The 14673-nt window shown below is 66.7% G+C and carries 14 protein-coding genes and 2 pseudogenes; 9 read left to right on the forward strand and 7 right to left on the reverse strand.

The genetic code is table 11. The features are described from left to right. Positions 1–57 precede the first annotated feature (57 nt). Positions 58–1527, forward strand: coding sequence for a peptide MFS transporter (locus AC1DGE_RS08545; RefSeq protein ID WP_441418160.1), 1470 nt, complete (start codon positions 58–60; stop codon positions 1525–1527). A 5-nt stretch (positions 1528–1532) separates the two neighbouring features. Next, complete coding sequence (locus AC1DGE_RS08550; protein ID WP_441418161.1) at positions 1533–2393, forward strand: phosphotransferase; 861 nt, start codon at positions 1533–1535, stop codon at positions 2391–2393. Here the strand turns inward: AC1DGE_RS08550 and AC1DGE_RS08555 are convergent. Further along, a complete protein-coding gene (locus AC1DGE_RS08555; RefSeq protein WP_441418162.1) occupies positions 2383–2844 on the reverse strand; it encodes a DUF4190 domain-containing protein in 462 nt (153 codons plus the stop codon). The two genes, AC1DGE_RS08550 and AC1DGE_RS08555, sit on opposite strands and share 11 nt — an antisense overlap. A gap of 132 nt (positions 2845–2976) precedes the next feature. Here AC1DGE_RS08555 and pgm point away from each other — a divergent pair, with 132 nt between their 5' ends. Then, positions 2977–4638, forward strand: a complete 1662-nt coding sequence (gene pgm / locus AC1DGE_RS08560; protein WP_441418163.1) for a phosphoglucomutase (alpha-D-glucose-1,6-bisphosphate-dependent) — start codon at positions 2977–2979, stop codon at positions 4636–4638. A 20-nt stretch (positions 4639–4658) separates the two neighbouring features. On the opposite strand, the gene AC1DGE_RS08565 is transcribed toward pgm, so the two are convergent. The 5 genes from AC1DGE_RS08565 to AC1DGE_RS08585 all read right to left on the reverse strand — a co-directional run bounded on the left by AC1DGE_RS08565 (position 4659) and on the right by AC1DGE_RS08585 (position 8749). Next, a complete protein-coding gene (locus AC1DGE_RS08565; RefSeq protein WP_476893019.1) occupies positions 4659–5792 on the reverse strand; it encodes a GGDEF domain-containing protein in 1134 nt (377 codons plus the stop codon). A gap of 138 nt (positions 5793–5930) precedes the next feature. Further along, a complete protein-coding gene (locus AC1DGE_RS08570) occupies positions 5931–6458 on the reverse strand; it encodes a 2'-5' RNA ligase family protein (RefSeq protein WP_441418165.1) in 528 nt (175 codons plus the stop codon). Between the two features lie 70 nt (positions 6459–6528). Then, on the reverse strand, positions 6529–7134 hold the full coding sequence (locus AC1DGE_RS08575; protein WP_441418166.1) for a malonic semialdehyde reductase: 606 nt from the start codon (positions 7132–7134) through the stop codon (positions 6529–6531). A gap of 127 nt (positions 7135–7261) precedes the next feature. After that, positions 7262–8002 carry a phosphotransferase gene (locus tag AC1DGE_RS08580; RefSeq protein ID WP_441418167.1) on the reverse strand — a complete coding sequence of 247 codons (741 nt, stop codon included), beginning with the start codon at positions 8000–8002 and terminating at the stop codon, positions 7262–7264. 183 nt (positions 8003–8185) lie between these two features. After that, the gene (locus AC1DGE_RS08585) at positions 8186–8749 is read right to left on the reverse strand and encodes a flavodoxin domain-containing protein (protein ID WP_476917273.1); all 564 of its coding nucleotides are present in this window, start codon (positions 8747–8749) and stop codon (positions 8186–8188) included. A gap of 149 nt (positions 8750–8898) precedes the next feature. Here AC1DGE_RS08585 and AC1DGE_RS08590 point away from each other — a divergent pair, with 149 nt between their 5' ends. The 3 genes and pseudogenes from AC1DGE_RS08590 (at position 8899) to AC1DGE_RS08600 (ending at position 11095) form a co-directional block, all read left to right on the forward strand. Further along, positions 8899–9369 carry an N-acetyltransferase family protein gene (locus AC1DGE_RS08590; protein WP_476917274.1) on the forward strand — a complete coding sequence of 157 codons (471 nt, stop codon included), beginning with the start codon at positions 8899–8901 and terminating at the stop codon, positions 9367–9369. Positions 9370–9615: 246 nt separating this feature from the next. After that, positions 9616–10584, forward strand: a pseudogene (locus AC1DGE_RS08595) (DUF222 domain-containing protein); the annotation flags it as partial. Positions 10585–10906: 322 nt separating this feature from the next. After that, positions 10907–11095: an HNH endonuclease gene (locus AC1DGE_RS08600; protein WP_476917319.1), complete on the forward strand. Its 189-nt coding sequence runs from the start codon at positions 10907–10909 to the stop codon at positions 11093–11095. A gap of 197 nt (positions 11096–11292) precedes the next feature. Here the strand turns inward: AC1DGE_RS08600 and AC1DGE_RS08605 are convergent, their stop codons facing one another. Then, positions 11293–12078 (reverse strand): GNAT family N-acetyltransferase, encoded by a 786-nt coding sequence (locus AC1DGE_RS08605; RefSeq protein WP_441419066.1) that lies wholly within the window; start codon positions 12076–12078, stop codon positions 11293–11295. Between the two features lie 92 nt (positions 12079–12170). Between AC1DGE_RS08605 and AC1DGE_RS08610 the strand changes: the two are divergent. The 3 genes and pseudogenes from AC1DGE_RS08610 to AC1DGE_RS08620 form a co-directional block, all read left to right on the forward strand. Then, positions 12171–12386, forward strand: a pseudogene (locus tag AC1DGE_RS08610) (NAD-dependent epimerase/dehydratase family protein); the annotation flags it as partial. A gap of 72 nt (positions 12387–12458) precedes the next feature. Beyond that, complete coding sequence (locus tag AC1DGE_RS08615) at positions 12459–13187, forward strand: NAD-dependent epimerase/dehydratase family protein (RefSeq protein WP_476893504.1); 729 nt, start codon at positions 12459–12461, stop codon at positions 13185–13187. Positions 13188–13414: 227 nt separating this feature from the next. After that, positions 13415–14656, forward strand: coding sequence for a multicopper oxidase domain-containing protein (locus tag AC1DGE_RS08620; RefSeq protein ID WP_476893441.1), 1242 nt, complete (start codon positions 13415–13417; stop codon positions 14654–14656). Positions 14657–14673: the final 17 nt, after the last annotated feature.

Here is a 14673-nt window from a genome sequence, read left to right on the forward strand (position 1 = left end):
TTGCCCCGGAGCGCCGCGGATGTGACAATCGCGCGCCGCGGTGTCAGCATTAAGTAAATGAGCACAACTCATTTAGCCAATCCCCCCGCTACAACGCCGGGCGATACCTCGTTTTTTGGCCACCCGAAAATGCTGGCCAGCCTCTTCTCCGTAGAAATGTGGGAGCGCTTCTCCTTCTACGGAATGCAGGGGATCCTCCTCTACTACATGTACTTCACGGCCGCTGAAGGCGGCCTCGAAATCAACAAGGCCCTCGCCGCCAGCCTGGTCGGCGCCTACGGTGGCGGCGTATACCTCTCGACCATCCTGGGCGCCTGGCTCGCGGACCGGCTTTTCGGCTCCGAGCGTGTGCTCTTCGGTTCCGCGGTCATGATCATGGCCGGCCACATCGCCCTGGCCCTTATCCCCGGGATTCCGGGCCTGATCGCCGGCCTCGTGCTGGTGGGCGTGGGATCCGGCGGCTTGAAGGCCAACGCCACCGCCCTGGTCGGAAGCCTGTACCGCGAGAAGGACGAACGCCGCGACGCCGGCTTCTCCATCTTCTACATGGGCATCAACGCCGGCGCCCTGATCGGCCCGCTGGTCACCGGCTGGCTCCAGGAAAGCCAGGGCTTCCACTGGGGCTTCGGTGCCGCCGCCGTCGGCATGGCCGTCGGACTGGCCATCTACGCCCTGGGCCGCAACAAGCTGCCCGAAGAGGCCCACCGGGTGCCCAACGCGCTGCCCGCAGCCGAACGCACCAAGTACGGACTGCTCTTCGCCGTGATCGCCGCGATCATCGCCGTGCTGCTGGCGACCGGCGTCGTCAACGCTGACAACCTCGCCATGTCCATGGCGTACGCGGCCATCGGCGCGTCGGTGCTCTACTTCGTCCTGATCTTCAGCAGCAAGAAGGTCAACGCCACCGAGCGAAGCCGGGTCGCGGCGTTCATCCCGCTGTACATCGCCTCCGCCGCGTTCTGGGCGCTCTTCCAGCAGCAGTTCACCTTCATCGCCGTGTACTCGGAGGAGAAGCTGGACCGGAACCTGTTCGGCTGGGAAATGCCGGCCGCCTGGGTCCAGTCCATCAACCCGGTGTTCATCATCATCTTCGCCGGTGTTATGGCTGCCCTGTGGACCCGCCTGGGACGCAAGCAGCCCGGATCGGCCCTGAAGTTCTCGATCGGCCTCTTCGTGATGGGCCTGGCCTTCCTGGCGTTCATCCCGCTGGCCGGCGACGGCAAGACGCCGCTGCTGGCGTTGGTGGGGATCCTGCTGCTGTTCACGCTGGCGGAACTGTTCCTCTCCCCCATCGGCCTGTCCGTGACGACCAAGCTGGCGCCCAAGGCCTTCCACACGCAGATGGTTGCCTTGTTCTTCCTCTCGGTCTCGCTGGGCACCACGCTGGCCGGCATGCTCTCGGGGCTCTACAACCCCGACGACGAACTGCCGTACTTCATCGGCGTCGGCGGCACGGCGATGCTTCTGGCCGTCGGCCTGGCTGCGGCCTCGCCGGCCATCAAGAAGCTCATGGGCGGCGTACGCTGAGCTAAATGAGCATCCGATATCGCCCGCCGGTTGAGGCGCGCGTCTACGTCCCCGCCCCCGGCGAGGCGTCCGACGTCGAACTCATGCCGGTGGGCGATGTCACTGAAGGCGTGGTGCGGGTCGGCGGGACAATCCGCCGACCGCACCAGCCGCAGAGCCTCGCCGTCGCAGGCTACCTCGACTGGCTCGAAGATGCCGGATTCGACGGCTCGCCGCGGTTCCTGGGCCGGGACGAGGAGGGCAGGGACGTGCTGACCTTCCTGCCGGGACAGTGCGCCGGGCCGGTGCCCGAGGCCTGGGTCCAGTCCGAGGAGCTGCTGGCCTCGGTGGCCCGTTTGCTGCGCCGGCTGCACACCGCCTCTGCCGGTTTCATGCCGGCCACCCACCCGTTTCCGCCCCGCTACATCCCACCGGTCGCCGTCAGGCAGGACCCCGCGGAGCTCGTGTGCCACCTGGACGTCACGCCGCAGAATGTGGTGGTCCGGGACGGCCTGGCCGCCGGGCTGGTGGACTTCGACCTCGCCGGACCCAGCACGGCGCTCAGGGATTCCTTCAACACTGCCATGCACTGGACGCCGCTCCGCGACCCGGCGGACGTGTGGCCCGGCTGGGAGGGAGTGGACCCGTTCCGGCGGCTCCGTATCTTCGCCGATGCCTACGGCTGGGACCAGGACGAACGACGCCGGGTGCCGGGGCTGGGCATCGAGGCCGCGTCGCTGAGCTATGAACGGATGGCACACAACGCTGCCACGCTCGGCGGCGGCTGGGCCCGGATGTGGGACGACGGCGTGGGCGGGCTGATCCTCCGCCGTCGCGGCTGGCTGGAGGCCAACGCTGAGCAGCTGGTGGCCGCTCTTACCGGGTGATGAAGTCCGCGTTCGCGAAGGCGACCCCCAGGATCACAACCACCAGCAGGGTGATGGCGATTGCGGCATAACCAAGGACCAGTCCCGCGATAGCCAGGCCCTTGCCGCCCGGCTCGCGGTGCAGCGCCAGGTGGCCGAGGACGACGGCGGCCAACTGCGGGAGCAGGAAGAAGCCGAAGCCGAGGAACGACGCGATGCCGCAGCACAGGCTCGCGATACTCAGGCCCCTAGGCGCGGGAGCCACGCCGTAGTAATACGGCTGGCCGTAAGCGTCCGCGTACGGCCCGGCCGGCTGGCCGTAGGCGGCGTAACTGCCGGCCGGCTGGCCGAGGTGCGGGGCTGCCGTCGGCATCGGCGGAACATGGCCGTCGCCACCGTATGGCGGACGATACGGCGGCGGCTGGTAGCCTCGGTGCGCCTCGTCATACCCGGACGTGGGCTGCTCGGTCATGGAAATCCCCTCTGACGTGTGTACGTCAAGATTAGCGCCGCGCCGTTTCCCCCAGCCGGACGCGCGGCGTCACAGCGGTCCGATTCGGGCGAAACCATGTCGCGGCACCCCCTCGTCTGGCATGCTGGAGCCATGGCTAGCCGCGCGGGCACAGTTGCCCAACCCCAAGACCTTGTTGACCTCACTGCGCTTCTGGACGCGTACTACGACGTTTCGCCGGATCTCGGCGACCCCGGGCAGCGGGTCGCCTTCGGCACCTCCGGGCACCGGGGCTCAAGCCTCAAGGCGTCGTTTAACGAACCGCATATCCTCGCGATCACCCAGGCGATCGTGGAATACCGGGCGGGCCAGGGCATCACCGGCCCCCTGTATCTCGCCAAGGACACCCATGCCCTGAGCGAGCCGGCGCAGAACTCCGCGCTTGAGGTGCTTGCCGCGAACGGCGTGCACGTGCTGATCGACGCCCGCCACGGCTACACGCCCACCCCGGCGTTGAGCCACGCCATCCTGACCCACAACAACAACTCCGCCGCAGGCGCGCCGCAGGCCGACGGCATCGTGGTGACGCCGAGCCACAACCCGCCCGGCGACGGCGGCTTCAAGTACAACCCGCCGCACGGCGGCCCGGCGGACACCGACGCCACAGGCTGGATCGCCAACCGCGCCAACGAACTGCTGGAGAACGGACTGCGCGGGGTCAAGCGGGTTCCGATCGCGGACGCCATGGCTGCCGGCACCACCGGCAAGTTCGACTTCCTGTCCAGCTACGTCGATGACCTGCCCTCGGTGCTGGACCTGAACGCGATCCGCGAGGCGGGCGTCCGGATCGGCGCCGACCCCATGGGCGGTGCGTCCGTGGACTACTGGGGCGAAATCGGCGAACGCCACCACCTGAACCTCACCGTGGTGAACCCGACGGTGGACCCGCAGTGGGCCTTCATGACGCTGGACTGGGATGAAAAGATCCGGATGGACTGCTCCTCGCCGTCGGCGATGGCCTCCCTGATCAACCGCATGGCTGTTGGTGCGGACGGGTCCGCACCCTTCGACATCGCCACCGGCAACGACGCCGACGCCGACCGGCACGGCATTGTCACGCCGGACGGCGGGCTGATGAACCCGAACCACTACCTCGCCGTCGCGATCGACTACCTGTACCGGCACCGCAACGGGTGGAACCCGCAGTCCGTTATCGGCAAGACCCTGGTGTCCTCCTCGATCATCGACCGGGTGGCCGAAAGCCTCGGCCGGAAGCTCGTCGAGGTGCCGGTGGGCTTTAAGTGGTTCGTCCCCGGGCTGCTGTCCGGCGAGGGTGCCTTCGGCGGGGAGGAATCCGCCGGCGCGTCGTTCAACAAAATGGACGGCAGCGTCTGGACCACGGACAAGGACGGCATCCTGCTGGCGCTGCTGGCGTCCGAGATCACGGCGGTGACGGGCAAGTCGCCGTCGCAGCTGTACAAGGGCCTGACCGACAAGTTCGGCGACCCCGTCTACGCCCGGATCGACGCCGCCGCAACGCGCGAGCAGAAGGCCGCCCTGGGCAAGCTGTCGCCGTCGGACGTCACCGCGACGGAACTGGCCGGCGAAACCATCACCGCCAAACTGACCGAGGCGCCCGGCAACGGCGCTGCCATCGGCGGATTGAAAGTGGTCACCGAGAACGCCTGGTTCGCGGCCCGGCCGTCGGGCACCGAGGACGTCTACAAGATCTACGCCGAGTCGTTCAAGGGCGCGGAGCACCTGAAGCAGGTGCAGGCCGAAGCCAAGGCCCTGGTGGACGGGGTTATTTCCTAGCCGCAGCCGTGGACCGAGGCTCAGGCCGTCTGCTCCTCGCGGAGGCTGGCGGCCAGTACCGACCGGTCCCGGCCGAGCGTTTTGGCGCGGTAAAGAGCGGCATCGGCCGACGCGATCAGGGCCTGCAGATCCACCCGGCCGGGGCCCGTCGAGGCAATCCCATAGCTCACGGTAGGAAGCCGCGCCTCAACGTTCGGCTGTGCCTCCTGCAACCGGCGGCTGATCGTGGCCGCCATCTCGCCGGCACGTTCCGGGCTGACGCCCGGGAGCAGCAGGACGAACTCTTCGCCGCCATAGCGTCCCACGAGGTCGGTTGAACGGACCGAGGCCGTGCACGCTGCGGCGAAGGTTTGCAACGCGACGTCCCCGGCCGCATGGCCGTACTGGTCGTTGACAGCCTTGAAGTGGTCCAGGTCTGCCAGAACCAGCGAGGCCGTGGTGCGGGCGTTGCCCAGGCGGCGCAGTTCGTTCTCTGCCAGATCCACAAAGGCGGTGCGGTTCAATAGCCCGGTGAGCCCGTCAACCGTGGCCCGCGCCCGAAGGTCACGGGTCAGTTGTTCGTTGCTCAACTCGGCCATGGTGAAGGATGCGAGCACAAGGATCATCGTGGTGAGAAGGGTCGTCACCACGGAGCCGAAGTAGGTGACGAACACCGGCCCATGGGGGCCGTCAATGACAAAAACGGTCAGGCGTCCAAGATAGAAGAGGGCCAGGAGCGCTGAGCCGTAGGCGAGGGGGCGGTGCACCCTGGAGTAGTCGACGTCGAGCAGGAAGAGTTCGCGGCACGATAGCCCCAGCATCAGCGCCATCATGCCCAGCATGACCGGGCCGCCGGACCAGTCGTTCGTGGCCGGGTGGTCAAACACCGAAACGACGCCCGTCACAAAAGGCCCCGCCGTCAAGGACCACAACCTCGGAATGCTCGTCCGCAGCGACCGGGCCCCTGCCCACATGGCTCCGGCGCCGCCGACCAGCAAGGTATTTCCCAGCGGGTTTGCCCACACTTGGTGGACCGTGCCGTCCCACAGATAGGACGCGGATCCGGTCAGGAAGAGCAACAGCGCCGAACACCACCAGCCGCTGAACGGGGAACGGGTCCGCCTGAAAGTGATGAAGTAGAACAGGCACAGCAGGGTCAGGGTTACTACAGCCAAGGCAACACGCAGGGTAGAGGTGTCAAGCATCATCCTGTGGTTCCCCCAGCACGCACCTAGTGACCCAAGTATTATTCGGAGTCAAACTCTCAATTTGACCTCAGTATTGCACCTCGGACCATAAATGAAGAGGTTCATTCACAATGTGGCCTCCCAGAGCCTGAGCACCCGCCGCGTGGCATGGCCGCCGTCGGGAGCCATGTCCACCAAGGCGATCCGGTCCAGCGCCATTTGCTCGCCCGCGCGGGGGGCTTTTTCACCCCGGTGGGAAACGTGCGGACGGAAGGCAGCCATCGTGTAGCCGGGGGTTGCGACCCGGCCATGAAGAGCCTCGACCGCTGCCACGAGGGCTTCGTGGAGGGTCTGGAGCGGGGCGCTGGGTTCGATCAGGCTGACCTGGACGGAGCCGCCGCGGCCAAAGCCCGCTTCCCCGCCCACGGTCACGGTGCTGCCCAGCGCGGCCCTGGCCGGAGCGTCCATTAGCCCGGCCACCTGGGTGGCCAGGGTGTCGCCGGAGAGGACGGCGTCAGCCCCGCCGTCGTCGGCTGGCAGTTGCTCGACGACGTCGAACTTCACCAGTGTGATGTGCAGCGGCCAGGCGTCGCGCGGAAATTCCATCCCCTCGGTAACGGGTTCCAGGAAGGCGACCACAATCAGATTCCGCATAGGCCCAGTCTGCCACTGGTCGCCGACGCCCGCCCCTGCCTGTGGTTGCCTCGGCCGCTGCCTCGGTCGCTTAGACCGTGCGGACCACGTCTTCGTAGGCGAACTTCGGCTTCGGGGCGCCCCAGGCGTCCTCGGCGGCGTGGCCGATGTTGACCACCATGAAGCTCTTCTGGCTACCGTCCGGGAAGAAGGCGGTGTCGATCTTGCTGAAGTCGGCACCGGTCATCGGCCCGGCAGCGAGTCCTAGCGACCGGACGGCGAGTATGAAGTAGCCGGCCTGCAGGTGGGCATTGTTGTTGCCGGTGGCCGCGGCGAGGTCCGGGGCGGCGTCGTACATTGCCTTGGGGGCGTTGTAGCCGGGGAGGAAGTTGTCCCACTGCTCGTGCCACGCGGTGTCGACACTGAGGACCGCGACCAGCGGTGCGGAAGCCGTCTTGGCCCGGTTGCCGGCGGACAGGGCGTCCACCAGCGTGGCGCGGGCCTCGTCCGAACGGACATAGGTGACACGAAGGGGCTGCGAGTTGAACGCGGTGGGACCAAACTTCGTCAGCTCGTAGATGGCGCGGGCCTGCTCGTCCGTGACTTCACCGGTGAAGGAGTTGGCCGTGCGCGCCTGGGCAAAGATGGCGTCCACTGCTGCGGCGTCGATTACTGCTTCTTCATGGGCGATAGTCATCGCGTACCTTTCGCTGGGCTTCCACCCCGTCCGGGGCACTCTTGCTGTCCCTCGCTTCAACCGATGCCCGGGCCGGCTGCTTCCCGGGGCGCGGGGTGACGTCGCCCACAGCGGGCTGATCGTGCCGTCATGCGTCCTTCGCCAGCTGCACCATGCGAATGCTGTCGCGGCGGTACATTGCGGCGTGGTCGTTGAGTTCCGGCCGTCCCGTGGCGGCCGCCCGGCCCTCGGAATAGTCGGCGAGTTCAACAAGCCTGGCGCCGAGTGTTCTCAGCACGTCCCGGCGCGGGAACGGTAAGCCGTAGGCTGCAATCAGTTCGTCCAGGCGGCCCATTCTCTCCGGCCCCTCCGGCGCAGCGACGCCACCGCCCTCAATGAACGGCACCAACTGGTAGGCCAGATAGGCGAAATCCCAGATCCTCGGCCCGGGCGACGCCGCGTCAAAATCAAAGATTCCGGCGAACCGCTGGTCTTGGAACACCATGTTGTACGGGGCAAAGTCGTTGTGGCACACCACCTCGACCGGTTCGTGGTTTGGCAATTGCCAACTGAGCGTCTCGTGCGCCAAACCGACGCTGGAATCGTGGATCTGCCGGAGCAGGCCGGCCGCGTCCCGCAGGATCGAGGGATGCCAAATCCACTCCGGAAGCGGATACTGCACCACGTCCCCCGGCAGGAAGGACAGAATTTCGCGGCCTTGTTCGTCGAGGCCGGCTGCTGACGGAACGCGCGTGATTCCACTGGCGCGGAGCGCATCGAGCAAGGCGTGAACGGCCGGCGTCCAGGGCCCGGAGTTTCGGCGGACGGTGTCCCCCACGCGCACCACGATGCTGGAATTACCACCGGCAAGGACCTCTTCGTTCACCATCCAACCAATCTAGGGGATGGGGTGAGCGCCGGTTGGCGGTTCGGTGCCCGCCCCTTCGGTGAGGGGGACGGCGGCCGGCGCCCCGGGCGCATAGGCGCCCGGCGTCGTCGTGGTGCTAGGAGGACGAGAGCTCGCGGTGGTCGTTGGCCTGTTCGATGAGATCGGTGTCCGCCGGAACGTCGTTCAGGCGCCGGTTGGCGGGTCCGGAGGGAGACCCTGGACGCCCGCCCCCTCAGAAGATCCAGTGAGTTGGGCTGTAATGTCATCAGTCCAGTCGTCGATGGAAGTCCAATCCCGCAAGTCTCCGAAGTGGCCGCCGGTGAGCCGGAACAGGACCCGGAGCGGCCCTGGCATCTGGGCCGCCTCGTAGACACCCGAGAAGACTTTGTGGCCGCGAAGCTCAACGTCCTGGAACTGGGATTGTTCCAGGCGCTGCTGTTGTAGTGCCGCACCGCGCTTTCGAAAAAGTCTCGGCAAGGCGTCGGACATCCCCACGCTGAAGGCCCAGACAGGTCGTTTGGCCAGCTCGTGCGCATTGTGTGTGAAGAACACCAAAGCCGGATCCAGCCACGCCTGATTGTGGATGGCGCTGCCGACGACGAATGCGTCGTAGCCGGAGACAGACTTAACTTCCTCCACGGACCGGCACTCGACCTCGCCCAGCGCAACAGCCATGCGGTCGGCTACGTGTTGGGCGATTTCCCTAGTGGACCCCAGTGCACTTGCGTAGGCAACGAGAACCCTCATGGTTGAACCTCCTACCGTCCTCGCTCAAGTCTGTTGGAAGCTGGGGCCGGTTGGAACCTGCCATAGGTCCCGGCACAGGCCAGGCCGGCGACGACCAGTGGCAGTATGTAGGTGGAAGTCCGCTGTACTTTTAGGGGAAGGCTCGGCGAATGACGTTTGCGGAACTGTCCGTCCGTCCGGGCGCGGAGGAAGATGCAGGCGAAGTTCGGCGGTTGTCGATCGCTTTCACACCCGCCGCCCGGGATGTGCCGCAGCAGGACTTCGACAGCCGTTACGCGAACGTACTCTCAGACGGGGCCTGGTGCGTTGCTGTGGCCCAGTCGGGCAGCCGGCTCCTCGGCTACGGACTGGCCCAGGACTTCGGGCCGGGTTTGCGCACCACCTTCACTACGGGCCGGGTCCATGACCTCTACGTCGATCCGGAGGCACGTCGGCTCGGCGCGTGGAAGGCGTTGATGGACTTCATCTTCGATTGGGCCAGATTACGGCCGCAGCCGATGATTCTCGACTGGCAGGCGAGCCCCTCTGCCGTGGGCTTCTACGAAGCGCTGGGGTTCCCGGCCGATCGTGTGGGCGACTACACGGACTATCCGGGTTTCACTCTTGACCTGCGCGAATAGCGGCGGCGGATAGGAGTAGTTGGAGCGCGCAGCTGGGCGGCACCGGCTGCTCCTAATAATGTCTGAGGTCTCTGATGAACTAAGTTCATGGGAATCAGTGCAGCTCTCACCTTATTTCCGGCCGGCCGGCCGGGTGATGATGTCCGCCTTTTGTCCCTGGCCGGTCCCGCGCACGCCCGGTCCGAGGCAGGCGCCGGCTGTTCCGGTGCGGGCAATAATGTCGTAGGTCCACGGCAGGATTGATTCATGGGAACCAGTGCAGCCCTCATCGCTCGTCCGGCCGGCCGGCCGGGTGATGATGTCCGCCGGGGCCCGTCGCTGCGTAGCGTTCTGGGACAGTTACGGGAGTTGACCGCGACGGCGGTCGGGGATGCGGCGCTTTTCGGGTTCGGGGAGGCCGTGGAGTTCGCTGCCGGGGTTGAGGAGGCTGCCCGGGCCTTGGAGTACCTGCAGGTTGTTGCTGCCGGGGCGGTGGACCGGACCCGCAAGGAGGCCGCCGCCGAGAACGCCCCGGTCCTCGATGACGGTTACCGCAAGGCCGGGGAGTTCCTGCGGGACCGGCTCCAGATCACCGCCGTCGAGGCCCACCGCCGGCTGGCCCTGGCCGGGGACGTGTTGCCGCGGACCGGGATCACCGGCCAGCCGCTCCCGCCCCTGCGCGAGGAACTCGCCGACGCCGTGGCCGCCGGTACCGTCCCGTCCCGGTCCGCGACCATCATCACCCTCGCCCTGGCCCGGGTCCGGCCACTGTGYGATGCGGAAACGGCCGCCCGGATGGAACACGCCCTGACCCGGACCGCAGTGGAGCACGACCCGGATTTCCTGGCCCGGGTCGCGAGGCGCTGGACCGACGCGATCGACCAGGACGGGGCCGAACCCTCCGAGGAGGTCCTCCGCCAGTTACAGGGCGCGTTCATCCGCAAACCCCGCCACGGCCTGCAACACCTGGAAATCTTCGCCACCACCGAACAGTTCGAACACCTGCTGACCGTGATGAACACCGCCACCAACCCCCGCACCGGCACCCAAGCTCCCGGTGATGCGGCAACCGGGAGCGCGGGCAGCGAACCCGGCGCAGAAGCGGGCAGCGAACCAGGCGGCGAGCCACGCGGCGTGGCAGGCACCGAAGAAACGCTGCTCGACCGGCGGTCGAGGCCGCAGAAATCCCTCGACGGCCTGGTCGGCGCCTGCAAAGTGGCCCTGGCTTCCGGCGCACTGCCCGCCACCGGAGGGCTCCGGCCCCAGGTCATGGTCACCATCGATTACCGCGACCTCCTCGAACGGGACAGTCCCGCTCGGGTTCACCGGCACCGGGACGCTGGCCTTCACCGGCCCCGTCACCGCCGCGACCATCCGCAAAATCGCCTGCGACGCGGACATCATCCCCGTCCTGCTCGGATCCCAGGGCCGGATCCTGGACATCGGCCGCACCAGCCGGATCTTCCCGCCCCACCTCCGCAAAGCCATCACCGCCCGCGACCAGGGCTGCGCCTTCCCCGGCTGCACCATCCCCGCACCCTGGTGCGAAGCCCACCACATCAACTACTGGTCCACAGGCGGCACCACATCCACCGACAACGGAACGCTCCTCTGCTCCCACCATCACCACCTGACCCACAAAGAACAATGGACCATCCAGATCCGTGCCGGGATCCCCTGGTTCATCCCGCCACCCCACCTCGACCCACGCCAAACACCCCGAAGAAACCACTACTTCAGAAGCTGAACCACGCAGCCGACTTCGGCGGTGAAACGAGGCACGCGGCGCGATATCAAGTGTCGAGGACGAAAATCCCGGCCGGGCCGGCGGCGGTGCGGCAACCAGAGACGGCCAGGCCGCGCATCTTGGCGGCGTACGCAGCATAGTCCGGTCCGTGGGTCACGGAATCAGTCTGCCACGGCGGTCGCCGACGTCTTCGCCGTTCAGCGGCGCCAGCGGTACGGCGTCGTCGTGGACACCCGGACCAAGCCGTAGCGTTCCAGGATAGGCCGCGAATATTCGGTGGAGTCGCTGTGGATGAGCGTCTTGCCGAGGGATATCGCCGCCCGCGCGCGGGCTGCGGTGAGCGCTCGGTAAATTCCCCGGCCGCGCCATTCCTCGCGTGTGGCGCCGCCCCAGATGCCGGCGAAGTCGGTGTCCGGCACCGGTTCCAGGCGGCCGGCGCTGACGATCACGCCTTGGTGCTCGGCGACCCACAGCTCCATCCCGTCGCCGCGGGCCATTCGGCGCAGGATTGCTTCAGCGTTTCCGTCAGAGGCGGGGCTGCCGAAGACTTCGTCCTGCATGGCGCTCATGGCGCGGATGTCCGTTTCGTCCGTAACCCGCCGCAGGCTCACCCCGCGCGGCAGGTCCACGTCGACGTCGAGCGCGCTGGCATCCCCGATCATGACCGATTCTGTCTCGTCTGGCTCAAACCCGTTCTCGAGCAGCGCCTCGTGCAGCCCGGGCGCATTGTCGTGGCCCCGGGTTTTCCATTCGACCCGCACGATTTCCGGATCCGCGCGGTAGAACGCCACCGTTTCTGCCACCCACCGCGCGATCTTCGACGCGTCGGCTCCGGCCAGATCCTGATAGGTCACGAATCCGCGGCCGCCCGCGAAGGTCACCAGCCGCAGCGGGCCCAAACGCTCGACGGCGACCGCACTAGGGGTCTCCGCATCGGTGCGGAGTTGCTGATCGTACGCCGTAAGGAGTTTCAAATTCGTCATCGGACCTCAGGCTACAGCGACGCCGCAGTTACGGGCCGCGTCACTGGATCTGATGGCAGGATTCGTGGTCATCGCCCGCTAGGGTTGGCGTGATGAAGCGAGCTGTCATTCTTGGGGGTACAGGTGTGTTGGGACGGGCCATCGCGCGACGCCTGCTGGATGCCGGTTGGCAGGTGGAAATCACGGGCCGGGACGCGTCGAAGATGCCGGCAGTGCTGCGCGAGGCGGGGGCCACATTCGAGTCCTCCGACCGGAGGAACGACGCAGACCTTGCACGAACCGTGGGCAACGGAGCGGACCTCTTGGTAGACGCCGCCTGTCACACGGCGGCGGACGCCCTTCTGCTACTCCCCCATCTGGCCGATGTCGGGTCGGCGGTCATGCTATCCAGCAAAGCGGTCTACATCGACGACGCCGGCAACCATGTGAATTCCGACGTGCCGCCAAATTTCCCGCTTCCTATCAGGGAAGACCAAGCGACCATGCAGCCGGGGAACGGTGACTACGAATCCCGCGAGGGATACGGCGCCAACAAGGTCGCTGCCGAGCACGTCCTCCTGGACAGCGGCCATCCCGTGACTGTAATCCGCGCCTCGAAGGTTCACGGTGAAGGAGCTGCCCGGCCGAGGGAATGGATGTTCGTCAAGCGGGTCCTCGACCGACGGCCTGCGGTGTTCCTGGCTTCTAAAGGGGCCGGAGGCGACCACACCACAGCCGCCGTCAACACAGCGGCCCTGGTCGAAACGATCGCAGCCCGCCCCGGCCAACGGATCCTCAACAGCGCAGACCCCGACGCCCCTACCGGTCTGGACATCGCCCGCACGATCGCGGACCGCCTTGACCACGAGTGGGAAGAAATCCTCCTCGATTCCGACGCCCATCCGGACCTCGGCGCGCACCCTTGGAACTTCACTCCGCCGCTGATCCTCGACACGCAGGCGTCCACGGCTCTCGGCTACCAGCCCGTTGGAACCTACGCCCAAACTGTCACTGCGGAAATCGACTGGCTACTCGCCAACCCGGCCAACCAGCCGGGCCCCGCGGAACCGTTCTTCAACCACCTCACCGACTACGCCGCTGAAGACGCCTTCCTCGCCGCACGGAGCTAGGATCCGATCCCGGCCCGGCACCTGCAGGCGCTGACCGAAACCGCAGCAGCGTCCTGGCGGAGTCCGGAGGGAAAGCAGCACGCTCCGTCAGGGGTATCCCGCAAGGAAAATCCTCGGCCCCGGCCCTACGCTTATTGTGGCCTCCGTCCTACGCTTAAGAGCCTAAGGCTCAAGTCTCTCCGCTCGGCATGGATTCGAAGGTGGGCCACCCAATGGGCAGTCATCTCATGGCAATGGAGCAAGTGCACCGGGGCCCTCTCTTCTGGCCGCGAAGGATTCTGGTTGCGCTGCACGCCGCAATGGCCGCGGCACTGGCGACGGTTGTTGCCCTCGCAGGCTGCACGGCGATGGCAACGTCCGCGAAGGGACAGTACGTTCCGCAGACCCGGACGTATTACATCGGGGCGGACGAGGTCGACTGGAACTATGCGCCGTCCGGAATGAACCAGGTCACGGGCGCAGCCTTCGACAAAACAGCGGCCGTCTTCACCCAGCGCGGCCCCCGGCGCATTGGCGCCACCTATGTGAAGGCGCTGTACCGGGAGTACACGGACGCGTCCTTCACCAAGCTCAAGCCGCGCAGCGCCGCCCAACGGCATCTCGGCATGCTCGGCCCGGTCATCCGGGGCGTCGTCGGCGACACCATCAAGGTGGTCTTCAAGAACAACCTCGACCGTCCGGCTTCCGTGCACGTCCACGGCGTGTTCTACGACAAGGCCAGCGAGGGCGCCCCGTACGACGACGGCACCGGGGCGGCGGACCATGGGGACGACGCCGTACCGCCGGGACACTCCTACATTTACAGCTACAAGGTGCCGGACCGGGCCGGTCCCGGGCCGATGGACGGGAGTTCCGTGATGTGGATGTACCACTCGCACAAGGACGAAGTCGGAGACGACTACGCCGGCCTAGTCGGTCCGATGGTCATCACCAAGACCGGCGCCGCCCGCGCGGACGGTACCCCGAACGATGTGGACCGCGAGTTCTTTGTCCAGTTCAAAGTCAGTAACGAAAACGCCAGCCCGTACCTCAAGCGCAATATCGACCGCTTCGCCGGCGACCCGCGTTCGGTGGCGCCGGCTGATGAAGAGTTCGTCGAGAGCAATCTGATGCACTCCATCAACGGGTACGTGTACGGCAATCTGCCGTTAGATGCGCTGACTATGAAAAAGGGCGAACGGGTCCGCTGGTACCTGATGGGCATGGGTACCGAGGTGGACCTGCACACACCGCACTGGCACGGAAACACCGCGACGGCGCTGGGTATGCGCACCGACGTCGTGAGCCTGCTGCCGGCAAGCATGGTGGTGGCCGATATGGTTCCCGACGACGTGGGTACTTGGCTCTTTCATTGCCACGTCAACGACCATCTGACCGCCGGTATGTCGGTCCGGTACCGGGTGGCGGACGCGGCGAGCACCGGCAGCGGCAGCGGCAGCAGCAGCGACCATTCCGACCACACGCCGTAGCAGACAGGCGCGGCCGG

Source organism: Arthrobacter sp. 05N425 (assembly GCF_056397125.1).